The organism is Alteraurantiacibacter lauratis (genome assembly GCF_037154155.1).
GTDB lineage: Bacteria > Pseudomonadota > Alphaproteobacteria > Sphingomonadales > Sphingomonadaceae > Alteraurantiacibacter > Alteraurantiacibacter lauratis.
In genome coordinates this window covers 12,897-36,883 of the sequence record NZ_JBANRN010000011.1, presented here as the reverse complement: position 1 = coordinate 36,883, position 23,987 = coordinate 12,897, and the positions used below count along the sequence as shown (strand labels likewise).

The following is a 23,987-nucleotide window of genomic DNA, read 5'->3' as shown; positions in this document are numbered from 1 at the left end:
TGGTTTGCCGTTATAGGTTTGGGAAATAGGGGCCAAGCGAGGTCGCCGCAAGCGCGCCGGGAAAGCCTGTTACCATGCAAAAGGCCGGCACTCCGCGAGGAACACCGGCCCTTTCCGTTTGCCAACGCCGAAAAGCCCGGCGTCCAAAATCAATCCTCCAATGCGTCATCCTCGGCATCGGGGCCGGTCATCATTTCTTCGGCCACCTTGTCGGTGCGGGTGCGGATAGCGGCTTCCAGACGTTCGCAGACTTCGGGATTATCCCTCAGGAACTGCTTGGCATTTTCGCGGCCCTGCCCGATCCGGATCGAATCATAGCTGAACCACGAGCCGGACTTCTCCACCAGACCCGCCTTCACGCCGAGATCGAGAATCTCGCCGATCTTGGAGATGCCTTCGCCATACATGATGTCGAATTCGACCTGCTTGAACGGCGGCGCGACCTTGTTCTTCACCACCTTCACACGAGTCGTGTTGCCGATAATATCGTCGCGGTCCTTGATCTGGCCGGTGCGGCGAATGTCGAGCCGAACCGAGGCGTAGAACTTGAGCGCATTGCCGCCGGTGGTGGTTTCCGGATTGCCGTACATCACGCCGATCTTCATGCGCAGCTGGTTGATGAAGATCACCATGCACTTGGAACGGCTGATCGAGCCGGTCAGCTTGCGCAGGCTCTGGCTCATCAGGCGGGCCTGCAGGCCGACATGGCTGTCGCCCATTTCGCCTTCGATCTCGGCACGGGGCACCAGCGCGGCAACCGAATCGACCACCAGCACATCGATGGCGTTGGAACGCACCAGCGTGTCGGTAATTTCCAGCGCCTGTTCGCCGGTATCGGGCTGCGAGACGATCAGTTCGTCAATATTGACGCCCAGCTTCTTGGCATAGACCGGATCGAGCGCGTGTTCGGCATCGACGAAGGCCGCGGTACCGCCCGCCTTCTGCGCTTCGGCAATCACATGCAGTGCCAGCGTGGTCTTGCCGGAGCTTTCGGGGCCATAGACCTCGATCACGCGGCCCTTGGGCAGGCCGCCCACACCCAGCGCAATATCGAGGCCCAGCGAGCCGGTAGAAATCGCTTCCACCTGCATCGCTTCCTTCTGGCCCAGCCGCATGGCCGAACCCTTGCCAAATGCGCGGTCAATCTGCGCGAGAGCTGCGTCGAGAGCCTTCTGACGGTCCACCTTGGATTCCTCTACCAGTTTCAGACTTGCAGCCATGACACGGCCCCCTTCCGGTTAACAAGAGTTGCGATCAACTTTCCAACTGGAATGCGTTGTATCTGCTTTGTTCCATAAGAACAAGGGGAGAACGAAAATTCCGCATGACAACCGCAAAAGGGCAGAAATCGGCGTTATTGTGCGGTGGCGGGGCGCACGTCCCAGGTCACTTCGCGCCGTCCGTTTGCCGGAACGGTCACTTCGGTGATTCGCTGCCCATCCTTCAACGCACTGCCGAACCGGCGGAAGGCCCAGTCCGAAGGGAAGCCCGCCGCCACCCGCACCGTCACAGAATGCGGATTGGCATTGGTGAGCGTGGCGCGCATCCGCGTCCAGCCGCCCTTGGCGTCACCCGGATCATGCGCAGTCAGCCGTTCGCACTGGTGCATGACCTGCGCGGAGGAGCCGACCGAGAATTCCACATCCTGCCCGCTGGCATAATCGCGTAGGTTTTCCTGCCCCACCAGCAATTCGCCCGCCGGGCCGGGTTCGAAAAGCGCCAGCGGGCCGGATGGCAGCGCCACGCCAAGGCCGTGTTCGCGATCATTCACGGTCGAAAACAGGATCAGCGTGTCGCCAAACTCGCTCATCTCGCCCCATGGCGTACAGGAGACTTCGTAGACATAGCGCCCCCGCACCGCATCCCGATCGAGGAAGGCAATCTGCTTCAGCCCCTGTGCCGCCACGGTGAGCCGTTCAGGAACGCGGTAGAGTTTCAGATCTCCCAACTGCTCCTCTGTAGCGAGCCACCCGATGTCCTGCGCCGTGATGCTGTCAATGGTCACCGCTTCCATCCGCATCATCATCGGGGCAGCCATTTGCGGCGGCGGAACCGCACCCCAGCCGCCCTTGTCATAGGATGGCACAGGCGATCCTGCCGCCGTGCTGCCCAGCGGATAGCAGGTAAGCGCCAAACGCCGCGCCTCTGGCGGATCGCTCAGCTCCTCAAAATCGCTCACGACATTCAGCGTGCCTGCTACGGCCATAAGCTCCGCATTTTCAAAGCTCTGGCCGTTGTCGTTGAGAATCGTGAGCCAGCTCACCAAGCGCAGGTGCACGTCGTTGCTGCCCCGCCCCTCCTGCAAGGTGGCGACATAGTTGGCCTGCCAGTCGAACCCCCAGGCAAGATAGGTGAGCGTCACGGTATAGGTTCCGCCCGCCTCGTCACGCGTGTCGATCGAGAACACCGGCTGCGCAGACAGGCCCGCAGGTGCCGCGTCGAAAGACAGGCGTTCGGGCACACCGGCGCAGCGCACCGCTTCGAAGCCGGCATCGGTTTGCAGCACCAGCCCGCCATCCGCGCGGGTGCGGATCACTGCGCTTTCCGCGCGCTCCTCGCCCGTGGCGGGATTGGTTCGCGTCACGCGCACGCGGTTGCCCAGCGTCCCGTCGACCAAGGCAGCGGGGCTGAGCAGGTCGGCATTCCGGTTCTTCTCGATCGTGCCGCCGGGCAGGCCGGTGACGATGGCGGAGACGGCGACCATCCCTTCAGCTACGCCGGTAAAGCGGATGGTCGATTCGCCCGGCGGCAGCGTGACTTGCCGCGTTTCCGAAATCATCGCGAAGCCTTGCGGCCAGTCGCGATCCATCGCCTGCCCTTCGCCCCGGTTCGGATCGCGGTAAACGGTTACCGCCAGCGCCTGCGGGGCGGAGGCGTCCACGGCAACGCGCTGCTGCGCGGTCGCGGGCTGCGCCGAAAGGGCTATCCCGGCCAACAGCAGCGGGAGGATGCGGCGCACCGCCCTACCCTCCGCCTCAATACTTCGTCTGATAGGTGACGCGCACCACGCGGCTGCCATTGGCGGGCACGCTGACGCGGTAGAGGCGGTTGCCGGCATTGATCTGCTCGCCCGGCACATCTTCGGCCGTCACGCGAAAATCGCGCGCCCACCAGCCGTAATCGAGGCCGCCCTGCGTCAGTTCCACCTCGACCGCTTCGGGTTTGGCATTGGTGAAAGTGTAGCGCATCGTCGTCTGGTAATATTCGACCACGCGCTCGACCTCGACCTCGCGGGTCGCTTCGCCATCGGTGATGACGCGGAAACGGGCGCTGCGTTCATATTCTGCCGCAGTGATGCGGTTGCGGCTTTCCACCTCGGCCTGCACGAACACATCGAAGGCGTCACCAGTGCGAAGCGAAAGCAGGCTGCCCATGGGCGTATGGCCAATGCCGTTCTCACCCACGAATTGCGGATTGCCCTGCGCATCGCGCTGGTAAAAGCGCACCGTGCCTGCGGGGAGCGCATCGCCCAGCCCGCCTTCCCGGCTTGTCGAAAAGCTGATCGCGGCAGACGCATTGACCGGGCCGCTATCGCTCGCCAGCCAGCCCACTGCGCGGCTGTAAACGCGCCGCGCGGGCACGCCCTGCACATCGAGAAAGCTGACCTGCTTGGTCTGGTTGTTGGCAATCGTGGTGCGCCCGGCAATGGGATAGAGGTAGAAATCGCCCAGCCGCTCGCGCTCCGGCGTCTCGGTGCCGGGGCGCACCATGTCGCGCCGGGGCTGCGACGAATAGGATGGCTGCGCGAAGCCGCGGTTGGGATTGCCCGCGACCAGCAGCGTGTTCGCCTGGTGGAATGTGGTGCCGGTGGTGTTGGTCAGCGTTACCCAACCCTGCATGTCCACCGCGCCGCTCTGTTCGTTGAACAGCGCAACATAGTCGGCCGACCAGCTCAACCCTTCGGTCAGATAGCGGATCGAAGCCGGACGCGTGCCACTGCGCGTGCTGTCGAGCGTGACCGAAAGCGTGGGCCGCGCGCGCAGATTGGCCGGAATCCGGTCAAAGATCACCCGCACAGGAAGGCCATCATCGCGCAGCACCTCGATCCGCCCGTTCACGCGGATGACGACCCCGCCCATGACCGAGAGCACTTCGGCCCGCTGCGTGGTTTCCGCGCCGGTCGCCGGATTCGTACGGATAATCGTGACTTCCTGCCCCACCGCCTTTTCCATCAGCTTTTGCGGCGTGAGCAGATCGAAATCGAAGTTCTGCTCCACAATGCCGGCATTGGCGGCGTTGAAGCTGAGCGTTTCGGGGCGGATCATGGCCGACACATCGGGGAAAGGCACGACCGAACGGCCAGCCGCAATGTTCAATTGCCGAACATCCTGCACAAGGCTCTGCCCGTTATTGTAGATCGTCACCGCGACATCGCCCTGCGCGGTCTGCTCATCCGCGGGATCGGCAAGGTTCGCGTCCTGCGCGGCGGCGTGGGCCGCCAGTGCGCCGGTTGCCACTGCGGCAAGGGCCAGCTTTCGAAGCATCATAATCCCATTTCCCCTCAACCCTTTAGCGCCTGTGTCGCATGCTATCGAGGCATCTGACTGACTGGCAGATGAACAGCCGTGCCTCCCTCATCCCGACGGAGTCAGCCGCCGCGCGCCTTGCCTGCCAGAATACCTGCGACCTTGTCGGCGATCTGCTGCACGCTGAAGGGCTTGGGCATGAAATGCATTGCCTCGATATCAATCTGGTTGCGCAGCTGCTCCTCGGCATAGCCGGACATGAACAGGATCGGCAGGCGCGGCTGCAATTTGCGGATCTCGCGCGCCATTGCGGGGCCATCCATCGCGGGCATCACGACATCGCTGACCACCAGATCGAACTTCTCGCCGCCGCGCACCAGTTCCAGCCCCTCGTCGCCATCGCTGGCGGTCACGATGTCGTATCCCTGCCGCGCCAATGCGCGTTCGGCTACCGCGCGCACCATGTCCTCGTCCTCGACCAGCAGGATGCGCCCGCCGCCCGACCAATCGCGAGCCGCCTCCTCGGCCTCTGCCTTCGCCAGTTCATCCTCGGTCACATTGTGTACCGGCAGGTAGATCGTGAAGCGCGCGCCCTTCACCTGCCCGTCGGGCGCCTTGGCGTTGCTGGCAAAGATGAAGCCGCCCGATTGCTTGACGATGCCGTATACGGTGGACAGGCCAAGGCCGGTGCCCTTGCCCAGCTCCTTGGTGGTGAAGAACGGCTCGAAAATCTTGCTCATCACCGCAGGCGGAATGCCGCCGCCGGTATCCTCGGCCACCAGCACGGTGTAATCGCCAGCAGGCACGATCTCGCTGCCCATGCGGCGGATATCCTGCGCTTCGACCCGGCGCGTGCTGAAGGTAAGCGTCCCGGTCGCGCTCTCGCCGCCGCCCTTGGCCTGTATAGCATCGCGCGCATTCACCGCCAGATTGATGATAACCTGCTCCAACTGGCGCGGATCGGCGCGCACCGGGCCCAGATTGCGATCGTGATGCACTTTCAGCGTGATTTTCGCACCCAGCAGCCGCTTGAGCAACTGCGACACTTCCGACAGGATATCGGGCAGTTGCAGCGTTTCGGGCTGCAGCGTCTGCTGGCGGCTGAAGGCCAGCAATTGCCGCGTCAGGCTGGCGGCGCGGTTCGAATTGGCCTTGATCTGCTGGATATCGTCGTAATCGCTGTCGCCCGGCGTATGGCGCAGCAGCATCAGGTCGCAATAGCCGATGATGGCAGTGAGCACATTGTTGAAATCATGCGCCACGCCGCCGGCCAATTGCCCCACGGCCTGCATCTTGGTCGCCTGCGCGACCTGCCGCCTGAGACGCGTTTCCTCGCTGGTGTCGGCCAGGCTCAGCAGCACCGCCGCCTCGCCCAGCCCGCGCACTCCGGCAAGGCCGAGGCTGACAGGCTCGTCCGGTTCGCTGCGCAGGCGCACGGCGATATCGCCGCTGCTGGCCGGGCCTTGCCCGAAACGGCGCACCGCGTCGGACATGGCCGTCTTGTCGCGCGCGATCACCAGATCGGACGGGTAAGGCGGCAGCGGGCGCCCCTCGATCCCAGCGGCGCGCATGAAGGCCGGGTTTGCGAACAGGAAATGTCCGTCGCGGTCAGTCATGGCGAGGCCGAGCGGCAACTGTTCGAGCAAGGCTTCGAGCTGCGGCGCCTGCCCGCCCCTGTCACCGGCCAACCCACCCAGCGCGGTTCCGGCGTCGAACAGCAGCATCAGAACCGGCTCCTGCGTCGCGGCCTCGCTGCCGGGTGCGAATTCCTGCGGATCGGCCAAGGGCACGTGGATAAGCGTTTGCGCGGCCCCCTTTCGCCCTTCGCGAGCGTAAAAGATACGGTCGCGTTCATCCGTCAGCAGCAGTGCGGCAAAGTCCATGCCCACCATACTGGCGGTCTCGTCGCCGCCCGCGCGCCGCGCAAAGGCAGGATTAGCCGCCCGGACCGCGCCATCGGCCCCTACAAGCGCGGCCGCGATCCCCGCAGCGCTCAGCATCCGGCCAAAGGCGCCAGTCACCTGTCGCGTGATCGCCACCAGCGGTTCGTGGCGCAGGATCGCGGTAAAGCGCCAGATCAGGTAATCATCCGCGCGGCCGCTGCGCACCGCTTCGGCTGTCCACGACCGGTCCTCGGCCGTCAGCGTGGTGACCTCGCCGCTGCTGCCGTCGCGCCAGGCCGCGCGCGCCATGCGCGCCAGCAGTTCGGCAGATGGCGCATCGACCGGCAGGCGCGGCGGCGCAAAGGCGGAGCCGAACCAGCTCTCATAGGCGGCATTGGCGCAGACGAGTCGATTCGCCCTGTCCGTAATCGCCACTGCCACGCCCGGTTGCTCGATCGCAGCGACCGTCACGGTCCAATCTGGCAGTGCCGGTTCAATCTGCGCCGATGGCGCCGCCTGAAAGCGCGAGGCGGCAAAGACGATCAGCCCCAGCACGGTCAACCCGCCGGCAAAGGCCAGCGTCACTACCGAACTGCCGCTGACGAGTTGAATCGCGGCAATGCTGGCAAGCACGGCAGCGGCAACCGACAGCGAATCGGTCAGCACGCTGGAGCGAGGCCGCGCGCGGTTTGCGGATTTCGGGCCGTTCATCGCGCCGCCCTTTGGTGATTGTGCATTCGCTGCCAGCCGCTCATTCAGCGGGCTTTAGCACTTTCGTCCGGCCCGGTCGCCTGGTCCATTTGCGCGCCACCAGAAAACGCCACAGCACGCCGGACAGGAAGTAGCCGAGAGCTGCGCTGACGATAGACAGCACGACAAAGCCGAATGCGGTGGCGCCCACGCCTTCCAGCACCTGAAACCAGCCGAAATCGCTCCACCTTCCGCTGGAAATCTCTGCCGTGGCGGTGCCGCCCGCCGCCGCATCCAGTTTGAGCATGAAGCGTCCGACCTTGTTGGCAATCACCAGCCAGAAAGGCAGGGTGAAGGGGTTGGTCACAAAGGTGATGAGCGCTGCCACCGGCACATTGGCCCGCAACGGCAGCGCCAGAAAGGCGGCAAGAAAAATCTGCCCCAGCGGAATGATAAACCCGGCAAACAGGCCCAGCGCCACCCCGCGCGGCACCGAGCGACGGGTGAAACGCCACAGTTCCGAATGACCAAAGCGGTGAGCGATGGGCGCAAGATATTTGTTGCGCACCATCTCCTCGCGCGTCGGCATCTTCGGCCGCTGGCCCTTCAGCCATGTCTTGAGCTTGCCTGTCGCCATTAACGCTGTTGCCACCTCGCGGCCGTGCCATACACCTTTTGCGCAGCCAATATAGTGACGAATAGCGTCAGAACGACGAACAGGCGCTTAACAGCGGCCAGAGTGATTTTGCCGCCTGCATCGTTCCGGCAGATTTGCAGGCTTCAGGACTTTTCGCGCATCAGGCGCGCCTTGTCGCGCTTCCAGTCGCGCTCCTTTATCGCGGCGCGCTTGTCATGCGTCTGCTTGCCCTTGGCCAGCGCCAGCTCCACCTTGGCCCGCCCGCGCGAGTTGAAATAAACCGACAGCGGCACCAGCGTCATGCCCTTGCGCTCCACCGCGCCGACCATCTTGTCGATCTCGCGCGCGTGGAGCAGCAGTTTGCGCATCCGCTTCGGTTCATGGTTGAACCGGTTGCCGTGGCTGAATTCGGGGATGTTGGCATTGATCAGCCACACCTGCCCGTCGCGCACCTCGGCATAGCTTTCGGCAATCGTGCCTTCGCCGCCGCGCAAGGACTTCACCTCGGTGCCAGTCAGCGCGAGCCCCGCTTCGAACACATCCTCGATCGTGTAATTGAACCGCGCCTTGCGGTTCTCGGCGACGATCTTCTTCTTGTCGAAGGTGACGGGTTTGGGACGGGCCATGGTGGCGGGCGATGTAGGCGTTCTGCGCGCAAATGCAAATCGCGGTGACTAGACCAGCCCCAGCGCTTCCATCGCCGCGTCCACCGCCGCCTTCGCCGCATCCGAACAGGCGACCAAAGGCAAGCGCACTTCGGGCGAAAACCAGTCGTGCAGGCGGCTGAGCGCATATTTGGCCGGCGCGGGGCTGGCATCGGCGAACATCGCGCGGTGCAGCGGATAGAGCCGTTCATTCAGCGCGCGCGCGGTATCGTAATCGCCCGCCAATGCGGCGGCGTGGAAATCGGCGCACAGGCGCGGCGCGACATTGGCGGTGACAGAGATGCAGCCGCGCTGCCCCAAGACATAGCCCGCCAGCGCCAAGGGATCATCGCCCGACAATTGGTTGAAATCCGGCCCCGCCCCCATGCGGTGCGTGACCACGCGGCTCAGATCGCCGCTCGCATCCTTGATGCTGACGATCTTGTCCGGGAAACGGCGGTGCAGTTCGATCACCGTATCGGGCAGAAGATCAGTCACCGTGCGGCCGGGCACGTTATAGAGCACGATGGGCAATTCGCTGCGTTCGGCCAGATAGCTGTAATGCGCCAGCAGCCCCGCCTGACTGGGCCTGTTATAATAAGGCGCAACCAGCAGCACCGCATCCGCCCCGGCAATCTGCGCTTCCTTGATGTGCCACAGCGCGGTTTGCGTATCGTTGCTGCCCGCGCCGGCAATCACCGGCACGCGGCCGGCAGCCTGTTCGGCGCAAGCGCGGATGATCGCGTGATGTTCATCATTGTCGATCGTGGCGGATTCGCCCGTCGTGCCGCAGGGCACCAGTGCGGAGGAACCGTTTTCGATCTGCCAGTCGACAAAACGGCGGAAGGCTTCCTCGTCAAACGCTCCGTCGCGAAAAGGAGTCGCCAAAGCGGGAATCGAGCCTGAGAACATGGTCATACCTCTTGCAATGTCCCGGCAAAAACGGGACTCATGGCGGGCCGGTGCGATTGCCGCCCACCGCGTTCAGGGCCTGATAAGGAGGAGGCCGCCAGAATGTCCAGCATGACTCGTGCCTCTTTCCTTGCTTTTGCACCCGTTCTTGTCCTGGCTGGCGCAGTCGCGCTGCCCGCAGCAGCAGGCGCGCAGGATGCGGCCGAATGGGACAATGCCCGCGCCAGCCTGGTGGCGCAGGGGCCGGGGCCGATGGCGGGGGAGATCAATCGCTGGCAGGCACTATACGAAGATCGCAATGCGCAGTTGCCGTTCGAACGCTATTCCAGCTTCCTCCTCGCCAATCCCGGTTTTCCCGATGAAATCACGCTGCGCACCCGCGCCGAACAGCGGCTGACGCGCGAATTCGTGAGCAATGAGGCCGTGCTGGCCTATTTCGACCGTTTCCCCCCGCTCGGCAATTTCGCGCGCGCGCATTACGCGCTGGCCCTGGCCGGGCGCGATGCGGCAGGCGCGGCTGCGCTGGCGCACGAGGCTTGGCGCGGCGGGGAAATGAGCGAAGTGGCAGAGGCCACGATCGCGGCAACTTACGGGGCGAATTTCACGCAGGATGATCACGATGTGCGGATGGACGCCTTGCTGTGGCAACGCGATGCTGCTGCTGCCGCGCGCCAAATCGCACGCACCAGCGAGGCACGGCGGCCGGTGTTTCAGGCCAGGCTGTCGATCCTGCAGGGCGGTGACGGGGCGACAGGCGATCCGGCTGCGCTGACCGATCCCGGATACCTCTACAACCGCAGCCGCGAATTGCGGCAGAAGGGCCGGCAGGGCGAAGCGATTGCGATGCTGGCCAACCGCGCGCCGCTGGCTGCGCGCCCGCGCGATCCTGCCGCCTGGATAGGCGAACTCCTCGCCGTGGCGCGGTTGGCCGACAACCGCAATGCCGTGCGCATCGCGGCCAGCGTTGACGATGCCTTCGCGCCGGACGAAGACATTTCGCAAGGCTCGTTCCGCTTGCGCGACGATTACACCTCGTTGATGTGGCTGGGCGGCACCAAGGCCTTGTGGGAACAGGGCGATGCCGCCGCCGCTGCGCCGCTGTTCTACCGTTATGGCGCGGCCGCACGCACGCCGCAGACGCGCTCCAAGGGCTTCTGGTGGGCAGGCCACGCCGCGGCGCGCGCCGGCGATACGGCAGGGGCCAACCGGTATTACGAAATGGCGGCGCAATATGCCGACCGGTTCTATGGCCAGTTGGCGCTGGAAGCGCTGGGCCGCCCCATGCCGAGCTTTGCCGCCATGCCGCAGGCCGAAATCTCGGAGGAGGCGCGCGCCGCCTTCCGCGCCCAGCCGATTACCCGCGCCGTATCCGAAGTGGCGCGCGATGCGCCGTGGAGCGTGGGCATTCGCTTCTACCGCGCGATTGCCGAACAGGCCGAAGGCGTGGAAGGCCACCTGCTGGTGGCCGAGCTGGCGCGCGAGATCGGCCGCCGCGACCTGGCGGTGAACCTGGCCGATGCCGCCGGGGCAGACGGGCTGGACGGCTTCACCGCGATCGGATTCCCCCGCCTGCAACATCCGCCCGGCACCTATTTCACGATGATCCACGCGATCGCGCGGCAGGAAAGCCAATTCGCCCAGAACGCGATCAGCCATGCCGGCGCGCGGGGCCTGATGCAGTTCATGCCCGCCACCGCGCAGGAAGAATCGCGCCGCGCGAACCTCTCCTATTCCGCAAGCCGGCTGATCGACGATCCGACCTATTCGATGCAGATCGGATCGAACCATATCGAACGGCTGCTGCGCACCTATAATGGCTCCTATCCGCTGGCGGCAGCCGCCTATAATGCCGGGCCGGGCAATGTGAACCGCTGGCTGCGCGAAAACGGCGATCCGCGCACCGGCGCGATCAGCTGGGTCGAATGGATCGAGAAGATCGGCTTTTCCGAAACGCGCACCTACGTCCACCGCGTGCTGGAAAACGCGGTGGTGTATGAGCATCTCTATCCCGATCAATCGAACAACCGCAGCCGCCGGATCAGCCAGTTTCTGCGTTGATCCGGCATGGACAGGGGGCAAACCAACCCGATCACGCCCGCAGGGCTGGCGGCGCTTAAAGCGCGGTATGACCATTTGCTGGGCACCGAACGCCCGGCAATTGTCGAAATCGTCAGCTGGGCGGCGGGCAATGGTGACCGCAGCGAGAACGGCGATTACCTTTATGGGCGCAAACGGATGCGCGAGATTGACCGGGAGCTGGCTTTTCTCGCCAAGGTGATGAAGCACGCCAAGGTGGTCGATCCCGCGCAGCAGCCGGACAAAAGCCGGGTGTTCTTTGGCGCGGTCGTCACCATTGCCGACGAGGACGATCAGGAGCGCACCCTGACCATTGTGGGCGACCACGAACAGGATGCCAGCGCCGGTCGCATCGGGTGGAGCGCGCCGATTGCACGCGCATTGCGCGGCGCCAGCGTGGGCGATGTGCGCACGGTGCGCCTGCCGGGTGGGGAGAAGGAATGGGAAGTGATCGCCATCACCTATCCTGAAAGGGTGTCCGCCTGATGGCCGAAGTGGTCAATCTGCGCCTCGCCCGCAAGGCAAAGGCCCGCGCCGACAAGGCTCGCATTGCGGATGGCAACCGTGCGGCTTACGGCGAAGGCAAAGCCGCGAAAGCGGCGCGGCAGGCGGATGCAAAGCGCGCTGCCGCGCTACTCGACAGCGCGAAGCGGGAGCGCGACTGATGCGCGGCACCTATGCCGAGGCGAGCGTGCGCCTGTATTTCCTCGACAGCGAGGCTGAAGGCGGCGGCGCGCAGACGCTGTTCTATGGCCCCCTGTCGGAAGCCGTGCGTTGGGCCGAGCAGCAACCGCAAGAGGTGCAGGCGGGCCTGTTCCTGGCGACGGACAATGATGTGGTGGCATGGATCGATTTTATCGGAGAGCAGGATTGAACCTGCGCCGCCTCGCCCTTCCCGTGATCGGGTCCTGCCTCCTCTCTGCGCCGGTTCTGGCGCGTGACAGCCTTGGCGTATTCGGCCAATGGGGCGCGTTTCGCGATCCGCAGGTGCCACGCTGCTATGCCATTGCGCAGGCCGAGGGAAGCGCATCTGCGGCGGGGTTTGCCACCGTCAGCCATTGGCCCGACCGGCAGGTGCGCGGGCAGGTCCATATCCGCCTTTCGCGTGCCATCGCCGGGCAAGACGGGGCGCGACTGGTGGTGAGTGGTGAGCGGTTTCAACTTGCGGGACAAGGCCGCGATGTCTTTGCCGCCGACCGGCAGATGGATGCGCGCATCGTGGCGGCGATGCGTTCAGCGGGCAGCATGACGGTGAGCGGGCGCGACCGGCAGGGGCGGCTGTTCACTGACCGCTATGTGCTGGCAGGTGCGGCTACCGCTATCGACGCGGCCACGGTCGGCTGCGCCCGCTCTGGATAAGCCTCTGCCTTTACGCTATAGGCCGCCGCAATCATGACAGACACCGCCCTCATGCCGATCCCCGGACAGATCGATCCGGTTCCCGTCGCGCGCGATATCACGCCGCGCGAAGATGGCCGCATTGACCTTATCGGCCTGCCGAAAAAGCGCATCGCCGAACTGTTCGAAGCCGCCGGGCTGGATGCAAGGGCTGCCAAGCTGCGTGCCAAGCAGGTGTTCCACTGGCTGTATCACCGCGGCGTGACCGATTTCGAGGCGATGACCGATATCGCCAAACCCATGCGCCCGTGGCTGGCCGAACGCTTTGTGATTGGCCGCCCGCAGATTGTCGAGGCGCAGGATTCGGTCGATGGCACGCGCAAATGGCTGCTGCGCACCGATGATGGCCATGATTACGAGATGGTGTTCATCCCCGATGCCGATCGTGGCACTTTGTGCGTCTCCAGCCAGGTTGGCTGCACGCTCAATTGCCGGTTCTGCCACACGGGCACGATGCGGCTTGTCCGCAATCTGACGCCGGGCGAAATTGTGGGCCAGGTGATGCTGGCGCGCGACGCGCTGGGCGAATGGCCGCGCGGTCGGATGGACATGCCCGATGAGGAGAGCGAGGCGGAATACACCTCCGATGGCCGCCTGCTCACCAATATCGTGATGATGGGCATGGGCGAGCCGCTCTACAATTTCGACAATGTGAAAGGCGCGCTGCAACTGGTGATGGACGGCGATGGCCTTGCCCTATCCAAGCGGCGCATCACCTTGTCCACCAGCGGCGTTGTGCCGATGATGGCGCGCTGCGGCGAGGAAATCGGCGTCAATCTTGCCGTGTCGCTGCACGCGGTGACCAAGGAAATCCGCGACGAGATCGTGCCGATCAACCGCAAATACGGCATCGAGGAACTGCTCGCCGCCTGCGCCGCCTATCCGGGTGCCTCCAACGCGCGGCGCATCACCTTTGAATATGTGATGCTGAAGGACAAGAACGACAGCGACGAAGACGCGCGCGAACTGGTCCGCCTGATCCGCAAATACAAGCTGCCCGCCAAGGTCAATCTTATCCCGTTCAACCCCTGGCCCGGCGCACCCTATGAATGTTCGACCCCCGAACGGATAAAGCGCTTTTCCGATATCGTGTTCGAAGCGGGCATTTCCGCGCCCGTGCGCACCCCACGCGGGCGCGACATCGATGCGGCATGCGGGCAGCTAAAGACCACCGCCGAACGCAAAAGCCGCGCCGAGCTGGACCGGCTGGCCGAGGAAAAGCAGGCCGCTTTAGGATAATTGCGCGCCTGCGGCGACCATGCGGCATCGGCCGCCGATCCATACCTTCCCGCTGGCGTCCTGTTCACACAGCACCCGCCCGTCCGCGCCGGTCATCCGCCCTTGCCCCGCGACATAGCGGCCTTGAGTCAGTCCGCTGGCAAACAAGTGCATCGCCAGACCCGCGTTGAAACTGCCGGTTACCGGATCTTCGACCACCTGCCCGTGTTGATTGGCGAAGAAGGCCCGCACCTCCCAATCCACCCCCGATCCCGGCGCGCCCGGTGCGGCAAGGCCGATATCGGTGCCTGCCGGTGCGCGTGCGGCGGGCTTGGCGACTAGCAATTCCTCGGCCGAGGCGAGCCGCAGCAATTGCCAGTTGGGCCCGTTGGCGATGTGAACAGCCTCCACCACGTTGCCCGTTTCGACCCCGGCAATCTGTGCTGCTGCGGCCAATTCGTCGGATGCCAACGGGCCGTATCGGGTGAAAGGCGGTGCCGCGAAGGCGAGAGTGTTTCCATCCACCCGCACCTCAACCAGTCCGGCCCCGCATTGCTGCACTACCATACCCTCGCGCCGAGTCTGCCCTCCTGCCATCAGCCACGCAAAGGCGCTTCCCAAAGTCGGATGCCCGGCAAAGGGCAATTCACCTGCTGGGTAGAAGATGCGCACGCGGTAATCGGCCGCCGGATCGGAGGGCGGCAGGAGAAAGGTGGTTTCCGAAAAGCCAAGCCACTGCGTCAGCCGCAGCATGGCCGCATCGCCCAAAGCGTCCGCGCCATGGACCACCGCCAGCGGATTGCCGCCAAGCGGGCCACTGCCGAACACATCCACCAGATCGAGTTTCATTGCGCGCTTGTCCTAAGCTGCTTGCACCTGCCCCGCGCAGGCTTCATCCTGCGGCAGCATGAGCGACCCCGATACCCTCGCCTTCTACAACCGGGAAGCCCCGCGCTACACGATCAGCGGGCGCGACGGACCCTCGCGCGATCTCGATACCTTCTTGAACAGGCTCTTGCCCGGTGCCCGGATACTGGAACTGGGATGCGGCGCAGGGCGCGATGCCGAGCATATGATCCGGCGGGGCTTTGCGGTGGTGCCCACCGATGGTTCTGCCAGCATGGCCCGGCGCGCGCAGGAACGGTTGGATATGCCGGTTGCGGTGATGACCTTTGACGAGCTGGAGGCCGAGGCCGAATATGACGCCGTGTGGTGCCATGCCTCAATCCACCACCAGCCGGGCGCAGGCCTGCCCGATGTTCTGGCGCGCATTGCCCGTGCGCTGAAGCCCGGCGGCTGGCACTTTGCGAATTTCAAGCTGGGAGAGGGCGACGCGCGCGACATGTTCGGCCGCCTCTACAATTTCCCAACCGCAGACGCCTTGCGCGCAGCATACCTCGCCGTGCCCGGCTGGCGAATCGTGGAGGCGCGCACCTATCAGGATGGCGGGCTCGACAAGGTGCTGCGCGACTGGATGGCGGTGACGATGCAGAAGGATCCCGCATGAACCCTGTCGTCCGCGCGATCTGTGCCGGGCAGCCGGTTCCCTTTCGCGGCGAGGAGGCGAGCGCGATTGCCAAACAGCCGCTGGCTGGCCCGGTGCGGATCACGCAGACAGGTGTTGCAGGCGATGCGCAGGCCGACCGCAAGCATCATGGCGGGCCGGACATGGCGCTGCATCTCTACCCCCTCGACCACATGGCCTTCTGGCGCGGCGAGCTGGGCGATCATCCCCTGCTGGCCGAACCCGGCAGCTTTGGCAGCAATATCGCCGTCCACGGACAGGACGAAATGCAGGTGCATATCGGCGACCGTTTCCGCCTTGGCACCGCGCTGATCGAGGTGAGCCAGCCGCGCCAGCCCTGCTGGAAGATTGCTCACCGCTTTGGCGACCCCAAAATGGTGCGCCGGATCGTGCAGACCGCACGGTGTGGCTGGTATTTTCGCGTGCTGGAAGAAGGCACGGCGCAAGCGGGCGATGTGCTGCATCTCGTCGAGCAGGGACAGGGCAGCATGACAGTTGCACGCTGCTTTGGCGCCATCTGGGGCCACCCGCGACAGGACCGCGCCGACACGCTGCGCGCCATCGTCGCCGTGCCTGCGCTGGCAGACAAGTTGCGCGGGCAGGTCGCAGATATTCTGGCAGGCCGCTGACGCTTCGTCGCGCCCACACAACGGCCTGTCCTGCCTTTGAAAAGACAACAATCCGTTCATCCCCGGTTGGGGAACAATGAACGAGAACGGTCATTGCCACTCATATCCAGACGGAAACGAAAGGACCGAACAATGCGCAAGACCATTCTCACATTCGCCGCCGCGATGCTGGCGATTCCGGCTGCGCCTGCCATGGCTGGTCCGCCCAGCTGGGCCCCGGCGCACGGTTATCGCGACAACCATCCGCAGGCGCAGTATTACCATGTCGCCGATCGCCGCGATTACCGCCGCGACAACCGCCGCATCTACGACGACCGCGGCCGTTACATCGAGCCGCGCCGCATCACCCGGCAGGACCGCGTCTGGCGCGGGAATGACGGCCGCTATTACTGCCAGCGCAGCAACGGCACCACCGGCCTGATCGTGGGTGCGGCCGGCGGCGCGCTGGTCGGCCGGGCAATTGACACGCGCGGCGAACGCGCCACGGGCACGATTCTCGGCGCAGCGCTGGGCGGCCTGCTGGGACGCGAGATCGATCGCGGTGAAGCGCGCTGCCGCTAAGGCAAAGTGCGACCGCGCGGGCAAATCTGCCCCCAAAGGCCACAAAATCGCTGCAATTCCGGGGCACAAATACCCGGATGGCGCGACAGCCACCGTCCCGCTCCCCCTTCGCGGGACAAGCGATGCCGTCCTTCCTGGCAGCGGAAGGGCGGCATTGTTGTTTGGGGCACAACAGCCTTTGTAAGGCATGGCCAATCCCTGCCCGATTCGTTATGGACAAAGTCAACGGGCCGCAGCGCCCCTTTCTGCCATCCGGGAGAGCCCCATGATCGAAACCGCGCTGGTTTCCTGCGACGACCATCTCGACCTCAACATGCTGCCCGCCGATGTGTGGACGCAGCGCATGGCATCCAGCTGGGGCGAGCGCACCCCGCGCCCGGTGGAACAGGAAAACGGCAGCGCGCTGTGGATGGCGGACGGGCAAAGCTGGGGCTTCTGGTCGGGCCGCCCCTTGCCCTTCAAGGGGCCGAAGCCGATCCATACCGCCTATGATCGCGGTGGGATCGAGGACCTTTCCGAACTGCGCGCCGGCCACCCGCATCTGCGACTTGCCGATATGGACCGCGACCAGGTGTGGGCGCATGTGATCTTCGGCCCGGTCACCTCCATCGTTACGCCGGACGAGGCATTCATGCGCGCCTGCTATGCCGCCTATAACGACTGGCTGTATGAGGATTTTTGCACCGCCGCGCCCGACCGCCTGCTGGGCGTGGCCATGCTGCCCCCGCATCCCGAAGCGGCGCTGGCCGAGCTGGAAAGGCTGGCGAAGGGCGGCAAATGCCGGCAGGCGAACCTCCAAATCGCGGTGTGCGAACCTCGGTTGGAAGATGCACGCTGGAACCGGCTGTGGCGTTTGCTGGAAGAATGCGGGATTGTCCTGTCCTTCCATGTCACCGTATTCCCCGGCGTGACCAAGGCGTTCGACAAGTACAAGGGATCGCCCGGCGCGACCTTCCTCCACGCCAAGATGTTCATCGAACAGTTCCTCGACCCGTTCGTCGACCTGTTCGCCTGGGGCATCCTGGAAAAGCATCCGGGCCTGAAAATCGTGATTGCCGAATGCGGCGCAGGCTGGGTTCCGTGGGTGGTGGAGGAGCTGGATTACCGTCACCACCGCCTGTGGGAATGCGCCGACTACTGGGACGACAAGGGCGGCATCCCGCACCAGATGAAGCCGTCCGAATTGTTCAAGCGGCAGGTTTACGGCACCTTCCAGCAAAGCGCGACGACGATGGCGCTGACCGATTTCTGGGGCCCGGAAAACCTGCTGTGGGCCAGCGACTATCCGCATCCCGATTCGATCTGGCCCAATTCGGTTGCCAAGATCGCCGAGCATATGGGCCATATGCAAGCCGATCAGGTGCGCGGGATTGTCGGCGGCAATGCCGCCAAGCTCTATGGGTTGGATCTGGCGAAGGCGACTGTTCGGGCCAAGCTGCCCATCGGCGGGAATCGCGCGGCGGCCTAATCCTGTTCATGCGCGGGCATGGGCAGCACCCGGCCGAGCAGCGGCAGAAGCAGCATCGCCGCACCCGATGCGGCCAATGCGGTCGCGACGCCGAAATCCTGCGCGACATGGCCCCACAGCCAGCTCCCCAGCGCCAGACCGCCAAAGGTCAGCGCGCTCGCCATGGCGACGATGCGGCCCACGGCGTGGCGCGGCGCCCACAGCTGGCTCGACACCGAAAAGCCCGACAACGCCTGCACCCAGCCCGCGCCCGCCACCACCAGCAACGCCAGCATGGGGACAAGGCCGGGCGCGGCGGCGACGCCAAGGCAAGCTGCCCCGTAAACAAGACCTGCGCCGCCGGTGATCGCTTCGGCGCTCAGGCGTTGGCGCAGCCATGTCGCGCTGGCTGCGCCGATCACCGCACCCAGCCCCAGTGCGCCGAGAAGCAGGCCATAGGTCGATGCGCCCCGCCCCAGCATCTGCGCCGACACCAGCGGCATCAGCGCCCAGGCGGCAGCGCCCGCAAGGGTGAACAGAAAGGCGCGAGACAGGATCGTGCGAAGCTCGCGCGATAGCGCGGCGGCGCGCAGCCCCTGTGTGATCATCGCCGCCAGCCTGAGCCGCGCTTCGGGCGGAGGGGAAGCGCCGCGCCATTTGGTGTAGATCGCCAAGGCGGTGGCATAAAAGACTGCCGCCCCGACAAAGGCCGTCTGCGCCCCGCCCGCGCTCACGATTCCGCCGCCCAGCGCGGGGCCAATGGCGCGCGCGGCGTTGAATATCAGGATGTTGAGCGCCACAGCCACCGCAAGCTCTCCTGCCGGAACGGCGCTGCGGATCGACGCGCCCATTGCCGGGCCAAAACAGGCTGCTGCGCAGGCGATTGCTCCGGTCAGCACGATCACCGGGGCTGCGCTCGCCATGCCCAGGCCTGTCAAGGCGATCAACAAGGCGCATCCCGCCAGCATGGTGAGATGGGCACCGATGATGATGCGCCGCTTGTCATACATATCCGCCCACGCGCCGGCGGGCAGCGCCAACAGCAGGATCGGCAGGTTGAGCGCGGTCTGCACCAGCGCCACAACATCCGCAGGTGCGCCGCTGGCGGTCAGGTGCCAGGCTGCGCCAACGCCTTGCACCGAATGGCCCAGATTGGTCAGCAGCACGCCGCCCATCATCAGCGCGAAGGCGCCGTGGCGAAGCGGGGCAAAGCTGCGGGGCCAAGGGGCAGTCATCGCCGCCGATCTGCGCCCGCGCCATCGGCAAGGCAAGCGCGATTGATTGCTTGTGCCAAGTATCCTTTTGGGATACCTTGCTGTCCATGCACAAGGCTGGTCAGAAAATCCGCGCCTGGCGCGAGCGTCAGGTGCCCCCCCTTTCAGCGGAGGAATTTGGCGCGGTCTACGGCGCGCCCGATGGCTGGCCCAGCCGCACTGTCTATGGCTGGGAAGTCAAAGGCAAGATCCCCCGCCCGCCTGTTCAACGCCGCCTTGCCGAATTGGGCATTTGCGATCCGGCCGACTGGCTGGAGCCCGCCCCGCCCGCCACTCCCCCCTTTCTGGATGACGATCCCGCGATGAACACCGCCGCCGAACAGACCGCCACGCACCCCTTTTTCGCAGCGCACACGCACGGCTTTGTCCGCGTCGCGACCAGCACGCCTGATGTGCGCACGGCCGATATCGCCTTCAACCGCGACGCGATCCTGGCCGAGGCGCGCCGGGCGCACGACGCCCATGTCGATCTGCTCGTCTATCCGGAAATGTGCCTCACCTCTTACATCCTCGATGATCTGGTGATGCAGACCGCCTTTCTGGAAATGGTGCACAGCGCGCTGGCCGACATTGCTGAGGCGAGCCGCGATCTGACGCCGATTCTGGTGATCGGCGCGCCGCTGATGGCGCAGGGGCAGCTGTACAATTGCGCGATTGTGATCGCCGCGGGCGAAATTGCGGGCGCAGTGCCCAAAAGTTACCTCCCCAATTACCGCGAATTCTATGAAAAGCGCTGGTTCGCGCACGGCCGCCATGTCAGGGGCGCGATGATGCAGGCGGCAGGTCGCAGCTTTCCCTTCGGCACCGACCTGATCTTTCAAAGCAGCGCGATTGCCGATTTTCGCCTGCATATCGAGATTTGCGAGGACATGTGGAGCCCTGCCCCGCCCTCGATCGAAGGCACGCTGGCAGGCGCCACGGTCTGCGCCAATCTGTCCGCCTCGAACATCGTCATCGGCAAGGCGGACAAGCGGCACCTGCTGGCGCGCAGCCATTCGGCGCGCACCTCTTGCGCCTATGTCTATTCCGCCGCCGGGCACGGCGAGAGCACCACCGACCATGCGTGGGACGGGCAAGGCTTCATCTATGAAATGGGCACCCTGCTGGCTGAAAGCGAACGCTTTGCCCTGCACCCCGAACTGGCGGTGGCCGATGTAGATTGCACCGCGATCATGGGCGACCGCATCCGCAACAAGACCTTTGACGATGCGATAGAGGCCGCAGGCCGTCCGGCTGACCGGTTCCGCACCGTGCCGCTGATCCACCATCCGGCGCGTGGCGATATCGGCCTGATCCGCCCGCTCGCGCGCTTCCCCTTCGTGCCCGACCGGCTGCACAAGCTGGACGAGGATTGTTACGAAGGCTTCAACATCCAGGTCGACGGACTGATGCGCCGGATGGAAGCAACGCGGCCCGAAAGCCTGGTGATCGGCATATCGGGCGGGCTCGATTCCACCCACGCGCTGATCGTGGCGGCCAAATGCTGCGACCGGCTGGGCCTGCCGCGCACGATGATCCGTGGTTACACCATGCCCGGATTCGGCACGACCGATCACACCAGGGGCAATGCGTGGAAGCTGATGCAGGCCTTTGGCATCACGGCCGAGGAAATCGATATCCGCCCCGCCGCCACGCTGATGCTGCGCGATATCGGCCACGCCTTTGCTGATGGCGAGCCGGTATATGACCTGACTTTCGAGAATGTGCAGGCGGGCCTTCGCACCGATTACCTGTTCCGCCTTGCCAGCCAGCACAAGGGCTTTGTGATCGGCACGGGCGACCTGTCCGAATTGGCGCTGGGCTGGTGCACCTATGGCGTGGGCGACCATATGAGCCATTACGCGGTGAATGCCGGCGTTCCCAAGACGCTGATCCAGCACCTCATTCGCTGGGCGATCCGGTCCGAACAGTTCAGCCACGATACCGACGAAGTGCTGCAAGCCATCGTCGATACCGAAATCAGCCCCGAACTGGTGCCGGTGGGCGCAGACGGCGCGGTACAGAGCACTGAAGGCACGGTTGGCCCCTATGCGCTCAACGACTTTTTCCTGCACCACATCATGCGCTGGGGCCAGAAGCCGTCCAAGGTCGCGTTCCTTGCCTGGCACGCCTGGCGCGATGCGGCGGCAGGTGAATGGCCGCCCTTCTTCCCCGAAAACGCGCGCACCGAATATGACCTGCCGACGATCCGGCACTGGCTGGAGAAATTCCTCTGGCGCTTCTTCCAGACCACGCAGTTCAAGCGCAGCGCGATCCCCAACGGGCCCAAAGTGTCGGGCGGCGGCGCGCTGTCCCCGCGCGGGGACTGGCGCGCGCCCAGCGACGCGGTAGCCACCGTATGGCTGGAGGAACTGCGCGCGAATGTGCCCGAAAGCACAAGGATAGACTGAGCGGGAAGCTCAGCCCCCCGGCGTCACCCGGATGACCGCGCCATCAGCCTGATCGGTGAGCAGATAGAGCGCACCGTCCGGCCCCGTGCGCACATCGCGCCAGCGCTGGCCCAGTTCGCGCAGCAGATGTTCCGGCCGCCCGATCGGATGCCCGGTCGCATCGGTTTCATAGCGCAGCACGCCTTGGGTAAAGCTGGCGAGGAACATATCGCCGCGCCATTCTGGGAACAGATCGCCGCTGTAGAAGGTAAGGTTGCCGGGATTGAGCGAGGGCGGGCCGAAGGCAAGCACCGGATCAACCTTTCCCGCCACGCCGCGAATCGCTTCCTGTTGCTGCCCGTTGTAATGGAAGCCCTGCGTCACGGCCATCCAGCCGTAATCGCCCCCGCGCATGATGCGGTTGACTTCGTCCCCGCCGCGCGGGCCGAATTCGCTTTCCCACATCTCGCCGGTGAAGGGGTTGATGGTGAGGCCGAGCGGGTTGCGGTGGCCGGTTGACCACACTTCGGGCGCATGGCCCTCACGCCCCACCCACGGATTGCCTGGCGGAACGCTTCCATCATCGTTCAGCCGCAGGATCTTGCCGAAATGGCTGGCCGTATCGGTCACCAATTCGCCGTAATTGCGATCCCCGCTGGTAATGAACAGATAGCCATCGGCATCGAACAGGATGCGCCCGCCAAAGCTGCCAAAGGCCGGGCCCTGCCCGCAGCACCGCTCAGGCTGCGTCATCGCGCCATACCACGGCGCGGCGGTAAAAATTATTTCCCAGCCGGTCAGGCTCGCTCCGCCATCCCAGCGCGCACGGGCGACCATCAGCGCCTGTTCATTCTCGTTCGCCGGATTATTGCCCGAATAGGCAAAATAGATCAGCCGGTTGCTGGCAAAATCGGGATGCAGCGCAATGTCGTTTAGGCCCGCAATGCCCAGCGTATACATTGCGGGCAGGCCGCCAATCGGATTGGGATCGAGCACGCCATCCCGGATCACGCGCAGGCGGCCGGGCCGTTCGGTGACCAGCATGTCGCCATCGGGCGTGAAGACGAAGCCCCACGGATTGGCAAGGCCGCGCGCGACCACTTCGGCGCGGATTGGCCCATGCTGCGTGGCCAAATCCCACGGCCCTTCGGCAAGCGGCCCGCCCTGAAATGGCGGGGCCATGGCCGGGCGTGTCGGCGGCGGCGGGGCTGCATTCTGCGCCAGCGCCGGTGCGGCTGCAGACAGGTTGCACAGGGCCAGCGCCGCCACAGCGGACACCAACGGCAAAAGCTTCATGATGAAAGTCCCTTTCTCCCCAAAGCCGCGCCGCCACACAAAGACTGTATGGTCGCGCCGCCCTTTTGCCCTATCCTATTGCCGGGTCAGTCATCGCACAATGACTTTGTCCGAAATTTGGTTGAGCTGTCGCCAGCGCGTGTCTGGAGGCTATGACGGAAAGACATATGTCTCTGGAGCCCCACGAAAAATCGGTATTGGTCACCGGCGCTGCCCACCGATTGGGGGCTGCCATCGCCCGTGCCTTTGGCGAGGCGGGCTGGCATGTGGTGCTGCATTACCGCGCGTCGGGTGCAGCGGCAAAGGGGCTGGCACGGGCGCTTCCTTCGGCCGAGACGGTGCAATGCGATCTGGCCGATGGCGATGCGGCAGTGGCGATGGTGGAGGCGCTAGCCGCCCGCCTGCCCGATTGGCGCGTGCTGGTGAACAACGCCTCCACCTTTGCCGAAGACCGCTTCGACGCGCTCGACCCGCTTGTGAATGCCGAAGCGATGGCGGTGAACGCGGTTACCCCGGTGCGCATGGCGCAGGCCTTTCTTGCCCAGGCACGCAGCAAGGCGGGTCGGCGCGTGATTCAGCTAACCGACCAGAAGCTGCGCAATCCCAATCCGGACTTCTTCAGCTATACGATGAGCAAGCACGCCGCCGATGCGGCCGCGGTCATGCTGGGGATGTCGTGCAGGGGCGCGGACAGGGTATATCGCCTTGCTCCCGGCGCGATCCTGCCCAGCCATGACCAGACCGACGCGGAAGCCGAGATTTCGCATCGCATGAACCCGCTCGCCCGCCGCACCGGCGCGGACGAAATTGCCAATGCCGCGCTGTTCCTCGCTACCGCTCCGCTCGCAAGCGGACAGGCACTCTACATCGATTCCGGCCAGCACCTGCTGTCGCAGCCGCGCGATGTGCTGTATCTGGCCCGGTCGGGAGATGCCGGTGCGGGCTGATACGGGCGGGAAATG

At 64.9% G+C, this 23,987-nt stretch carries 22 protein-coding genes; 12 read left to right on the top strand and 10 right to left on the bottom strand.

Annotated elements, in window-relative coordinates:
• Positions 1 to 149 precede the first annotated feature (149 nt).
• From recA to dapA, 7 genes are all read right to left on the bottom strand, one after another.
• Positions 150 to 1,220 (bottom strand): recombinase RecA, encoded by a 1,071-nt coding sequence (gene recA / locus WFP39_RS10820; protein WP_336919593.1) that lies wholly within the window; start codon positions 1,218 to 1,220, stop codon positions 150 to 152.
• Between the two features lie 134 nt (positions 1,221 to 1,354).
• Positions 1,355 to 2,959, bottom strand: coding sequence for a DUF4139 domain-containing protein (locus WFP39_RS10815; RefSeq protein WP_336919592.1), 1,605 nt, complete (start codon positions 2,957 to 2,959; stop codon positions 1,355 to 1,357).
• A 16-nt stretch (positions 2,960 to 2,975) separates the two neighbouring features.
• Entirely contained in the window at positions 2,976 to 4,487 is a 1,512-nt protein-coding gene (locus tag WFP39_RS10810) for a DUF4139 domain-containing protein (protein ID WP_336919591.1), read from the bottom strand.
• Between the two features lie 101 nt (positions 4,488 to 4,588).
• A complete protein-coding gene (locus tag WFP39_RS10805) occupies positions 4,589 to 7,060 on the bottom strand; it encodes a hybrid sensor histidine kinase/response regulator (RefSeq protein WP_336919590.1) in 2,472 nt (823 codons plus the stop codon).
• A 40-nt stretch (positions 7,061 to 7,100) separates the two neighbouring features.
• Positions 7,101 to 7,676, bottom strand: coding sequence for a DUF2062 domain-containing protein (locus tag WFP39_RS10800; protein WP_336919589.1), 576 nt, complete (start codon positions 7,674 to 7,676; stop codon positions 7,101 to 7,103).
• Between the two features lie 143 nt (positions 7,677 to 7,819).
• Positions 7,820 to 8,302, bottom strand: coding sequence for an SsrA-binding protein SmpB (gene smpB / locus WFP39_RS10795; RefSeq protein ID WP_336919587.1), 483 nt, complete (start codon positions 8,300 to 8,302; stop codon positions 7,820 to 7,822).
• 48 nt (positions 8,303 to 8,350) lie between these two features.
• Positions 8,351 to 9,232 carry a 4-hydroxy-tetrahydrodipicolinate synthase gene (gene dapA, locus WFP39_RS10790; protein WP_336919695.1) on the bottom strand — a complete coding sequence of 294 codons (882 nt, stop codon included), beginning with the start codon at positions 9,230 to 9,232 and terminating at the stop codon, positions 8,351 to 8,353.
• 102 nt (positions 9,233 to 9,334) lie between these two features.
• Between dapA and WFP39_RS10785 the strand changes: the two genes are divergently transcribed.
• From WFP39_RS10785 to rlmN, 6 genes are read left to right on the top strand one after another with little or no spacing between them, the layout of a single operon-like run.
• The gene (locus WFP39_RS10785) at positions 9,335 to 11,290 is read left to right on the top strand and encodes a lytic transglycosylase domain-containing protein (RefSeq protein WP_336919585.1); all 1,956 of its coding nucleotides are present in this window, start codon (positions 9,335 to 9,337) and stop codon (positions 11,288 to 11,290) included.
• 6 nt (positions 11,291 to 11,296) lie between these two features.
• Entirely contained in the window at positions 11,297 to 11,794 is a 498-nt protein-coding gene (gene greB, locus WFP39_RS10780) for a transcription elongation factor GreB (RefSeq protein ID WP_336919583.1), read from the top strand.
• Positions 11,794 to 11,973, top strand: a complete 180-nt coding sequence (locus WFP39_RS10775; protein WP_336919582.1) for a DUF4169 family protein — start codon at positions 11,794 to 11,796, stop codon at positions 11,971 to 11,973. Before greB ends, WFP39_RS10775 begins: the two co-directional genes overlap by 1 nt.
• On the top strand, positions 11,973 to 12,182 hold the full coding sequence (locus WFP39_RS10770; RefSeq protein ID WP_336919581.1) for a hypothetical protein: 210 nt from the start codon (positions 11,973 to 11,975) through the stop codon (positions 12,180 to 12,182). Before WFP39_RS10775 ends, WFP39_RS10770 begins: the two co-directional genes overlap by 1 nt.
• A gap of 23 nt (positions 12,183 to 12,205) precedes the next feature.
• Positions 12,206 to 12,667: a hypothetical protein gene (locus WFP39_RS10765; protein WP_336919580.1), complete on the top strand. Its 462-nt coding sequence runs from the start codon at positions 12,206 to 12,208 to the stop codon at positions 12,665 to 12,667.
• A gap of 33 nt (positions 12,668 to 12,700) precedes the next feature.
• Entirely contained in the window at positions 12,701 to 13,945 is a 1,245-nt protein-coding gene (gene rlmN, locus WFP39_RS10760; protein ID WP_336919578.1) for a dual-specificity RNA methyltransferase RlmN, read from the top strand.
• On the opposite strand, the gene WFP39_RS10755 is transcribed toward rlmN, so the two are convergent.
• The gene (locus WFP39_RS10755; protein WP_336919576.1) at positions 13,937 to 14,773 is read right to left on the bottom strand and encodes a PhzF family phenazine biosynthesis protein; all 837 of its coding nucleotides are present in this window, start codon (positions 14,771 to 14,773) and stop codon (positions 13,937 to 13,939) included. The genes rlmN and WFP39_RS10755 overlap by 9 nt on opposite strands.
• Before the next feature lie 58 nt (positions 14,774 to 14,831).
• On the opposite strand from WFP39_RS10755, the gene WFP39_RS10750 reads away from it, so the two are divergent.
• The 4 genes from WFP39_RS10750 to WFP39_RS10735 all read left to right on the top strand — a co-directional run bounded on the left by WFP39_RS10750 (position 14,832) and on the right by WFP39_RS10735 (position 18,107).
• On the top strand, positions 14,832 to 15,431 hold the full coding sequence (locus WFP39_RS10750) for a class I SAM-dependent methyltransferase (RefSeq protein WP_336919574.1): 600 nt from the start codon (positions 14,832 to 14,834) through the stop codon (positions 15,429 to 15,431).
• Positions 15,428 to 16,078 carry an MOSC domain-containing protein gene (locus WFP39_RS10745; protein WP_336919572.1) on the top strand — a complete coding sequence of 217 codons (651 nt, stop codon included), beginning with the start codon at positions 15,428 to 15,430 and terminating at the stop codon, positions 16,076 to 16,078. Before WFP39_RS10750 ends, WFP39_RS10745 begins: the two co-directional genes overlap by 4 nt.
• A 132-nt stretch (positions 16,079 to 16,210) precedes the next feature.
• Positions 16,211 to 16,639, top strand: coding sequence for a glycine zipper 2TM domain-containing protein (locus tag WFP39_RS10740; RefSeq protein WP_336919571.1), 429 nt, complete (start codon positions 16,211 to 16,213; stop codon positions 16,637 to 16,639).
• 265 nt (positions 16,640 to 16,904) lie between these two features.
• On the top strand, positions 16,905 to 18,107 hold the full coding sequence (locus tag WFP39_RS10735) for an amidohydrolase family protein (protein WP_336919570.1): 1,203 nt from the start codon (positions 16,905 to 16,907) through the stop codon (positions 18,105 to 18,107).
• Here WFP39_RS10735 and WFP39_RS10730 read toward each other — a convergent pair.
• Entirely contained in the window at positions 18,104 to 19,321 is a 1,218-nt protein-coding gene (locus WFP39_RS10730; protein ID WP_336919568.1) for an MFS transporter, read from the bottom strand. The genes WFP39_RS10735 and WFP39_RS10730 overlap by 4 nt on opposite strands.
• A 341-nt stretch (positions 19,322 to 19,662) precedes the next feature.
• Between WFP39_RS10730 and WFP39_RS10725 the strand changes: the two genes are divergently transcribed.
• Entirely contained in the window at positions 19,663 to 21,750 is a 2,088-nt protein-coding gene (locus WFP39_RS10725) for an NAD(+) synthase (RefSeq protein WP_336919694.1), read from the top strand.
• A gap of 9 nt (positions 21,751 to 21,759) precedes the next feature.
• On the opposite strand, the gene WFP39_RS10720 is transcribed toward WFP39_RS10725, so the two are convergent.
• The gene (locus WFP39_RS10720; RefSeq protein WP_336919567.1) at positions 21,760 to 23,025 is read right to left on the bottom strand and encodes a PQQ-dependent sugar dehydrogenase; all 1,266 of its coding nucleotides are present in this window, start codon (positions 23,023 to 23,025) and stop codon (positions 21,760 to 21,762) included.
• Between the two features lie 167 nt (positions 23,026 to 23,192).
• Here WFP39_RS10720 and WFP39_RS10715 point away from each other — a divergent pair, with 167 nt between their 5' ends.
• Positions 23,193 to 23,972 (top strand): SDR family oxidoreductase, encoded by a 780-nt coding sequence (locus WFP39_RS10715; protein WP_336919566.1) that lies wholly within the window; start codon positions 23,193 to 23,195, stop codon positions 23,970 to 23,972.
• Positions 23,973 to 23,987 lie beyond the last annotated feature (15 nt).

Excerpts from the sequence above, each read along its gene's own strand:
- recA (WP_336919593.1), bottom strand. The coding sequence starts at position 1,220 with ATGGCTGCAAGTCTGAAACTGGTAGAGGAATCCAAGGTGGACCGTCAG.
- WFP39_RS10810 (WP_336919591.1), bottom strand. The coding sequence starts at position 4,487 with ATGATGCTTCGAAAGCTGGCCCTTGCCGCAGTGGCAACCGGCGCACTG.
- WFP39_RS10805 (WP_336919590.1), bottom strand. The coding sequence starts at position 7,060 with ATGAACGGCCCGAAATCCGCAAACCGCGCGCGGCCTCGCTCCAGCGTG.
- WFP39_RS10800 (WP_336919589.1), bottom strand. The coding sequence starts at position 7,676 with ATGGCGACAGGCAAGCTCAAGACATGGCTGAAGGGCCAGCGGCCGAAG.
- smpB (WP_336919587.1), bottom strand. The coding sequence starts at position 8,302 with ATGGCCCGTCCCAAACCCGTCACCTTCGACAAGAAGAAGATCGTCGCC.
- dapA (WP_336919695.1), bottom strand. The coding sequence starts at position 9,232 with ATGTTCTCAGGCTCGATTCCCGCTTTGGCGACTCCTTTTCGCGACGGA.
- WFP39_RS10785 (WP_336919585.1), top strand. The coding sequence starts at position 9,335 with ATGTCCAGCATGACTCGTGCCTCTTTCCTTGCTTTTGCACCCGTTCTT.
- greB (WP_336919583.1), top strand. The coding sequence starts at position 11,297 with ATGGACAGGGGGCAAACCAACCCGATCACGCCCGCAGGGCTGGCGGCG.
- WFP39_RS10775 (WP_336919582.1), top strand. The coding sequence starts at position 11,794 with ATGGCCGAAGTGGTCAATCTGCGCCTCGCCCGCAAGGCAAAGGCCCGC.
- WFP39_RS10770 (WP_336919581.1), top strand. The coding sequence starts at position 11,973 with ATGCGCGGCACCTATGCCGAGGCGAGCGTGCGCCTGTATTTCCTCGAC.
- rlmN (WP_336919578.1), top strand. The coding sequence starts at position 12,701 with ATGACAGACACCGCCCTCATGCCGATCCCCGGACAGATCGATCCGGTT.
- WFP39_RS10755 (WP_336919576.1), bottom strand. The coding sequence starts at position 14,773 with ATGAAACTCGATCTGGTGGATGTGTTCGGCAGTGGCCCGCTTGGCGGC.
- WFP39_RS10750 (WP_336919574.1), top strand. The coding sequence starts at position 14,832 with ATGAGCGACCCCGATACCCTCGCCTTCTACAACCGGGAAGCCCCGCGC.
- WFP39_RS10745 (WP_336919572.1), top strand. The coding sequence starts at position 15,428 with ATGAACCCTGTCGTCCGCGCGATCTGTGCCGGGCAGCCGGTTCCCTTT.
- WFP39_RS10740 (WP_336919571.1), top strand. The coding sequence starts at position 16,211 with ATGCGCAAGACCATTCTCACATTCGCCGCCGCGATGCTGGCGATTCCG.
- WFP39_RS10735 (WP_336919570.1), top strand. The coding sequence starts at position 16,905 with ATGATCGAAACCGCGCTGGTTTCCTGCGACGACCATCTCGACCTCAAC.
- WFP39_RS10730 (WP_336919568.1), bottom strand. The coding sequence starts at position 19,321 with ATGACTGCCCCTTGGCCCCGCAGCTTTGCCCCGCTTCGCCACGGCGCC.
- WFP39_RS10725 (WP_336919694.1), top strand. The coding sequence starts at position 19,663 with ATGAACACCGCCGCCGAACAGACCGCCACGCACCCCTTTTTCGCAGCG.
- WFP39_RS10720 (WP_336919567.1), bottom strand. The coding sequence starts at position 23,025 with ATGAAGCTTTTGCCGTTGGTGTCCGCTGTGGCGGCGCTGGCCCTGTGC.
- WFP39_RS10715 (WP_336919566.1), top strand. The coding sequence starts at position 23,193 with ATGTCTCTGGAGCCCCACGAAAAATCGGTATTGGTCACCGGCGCTGCC.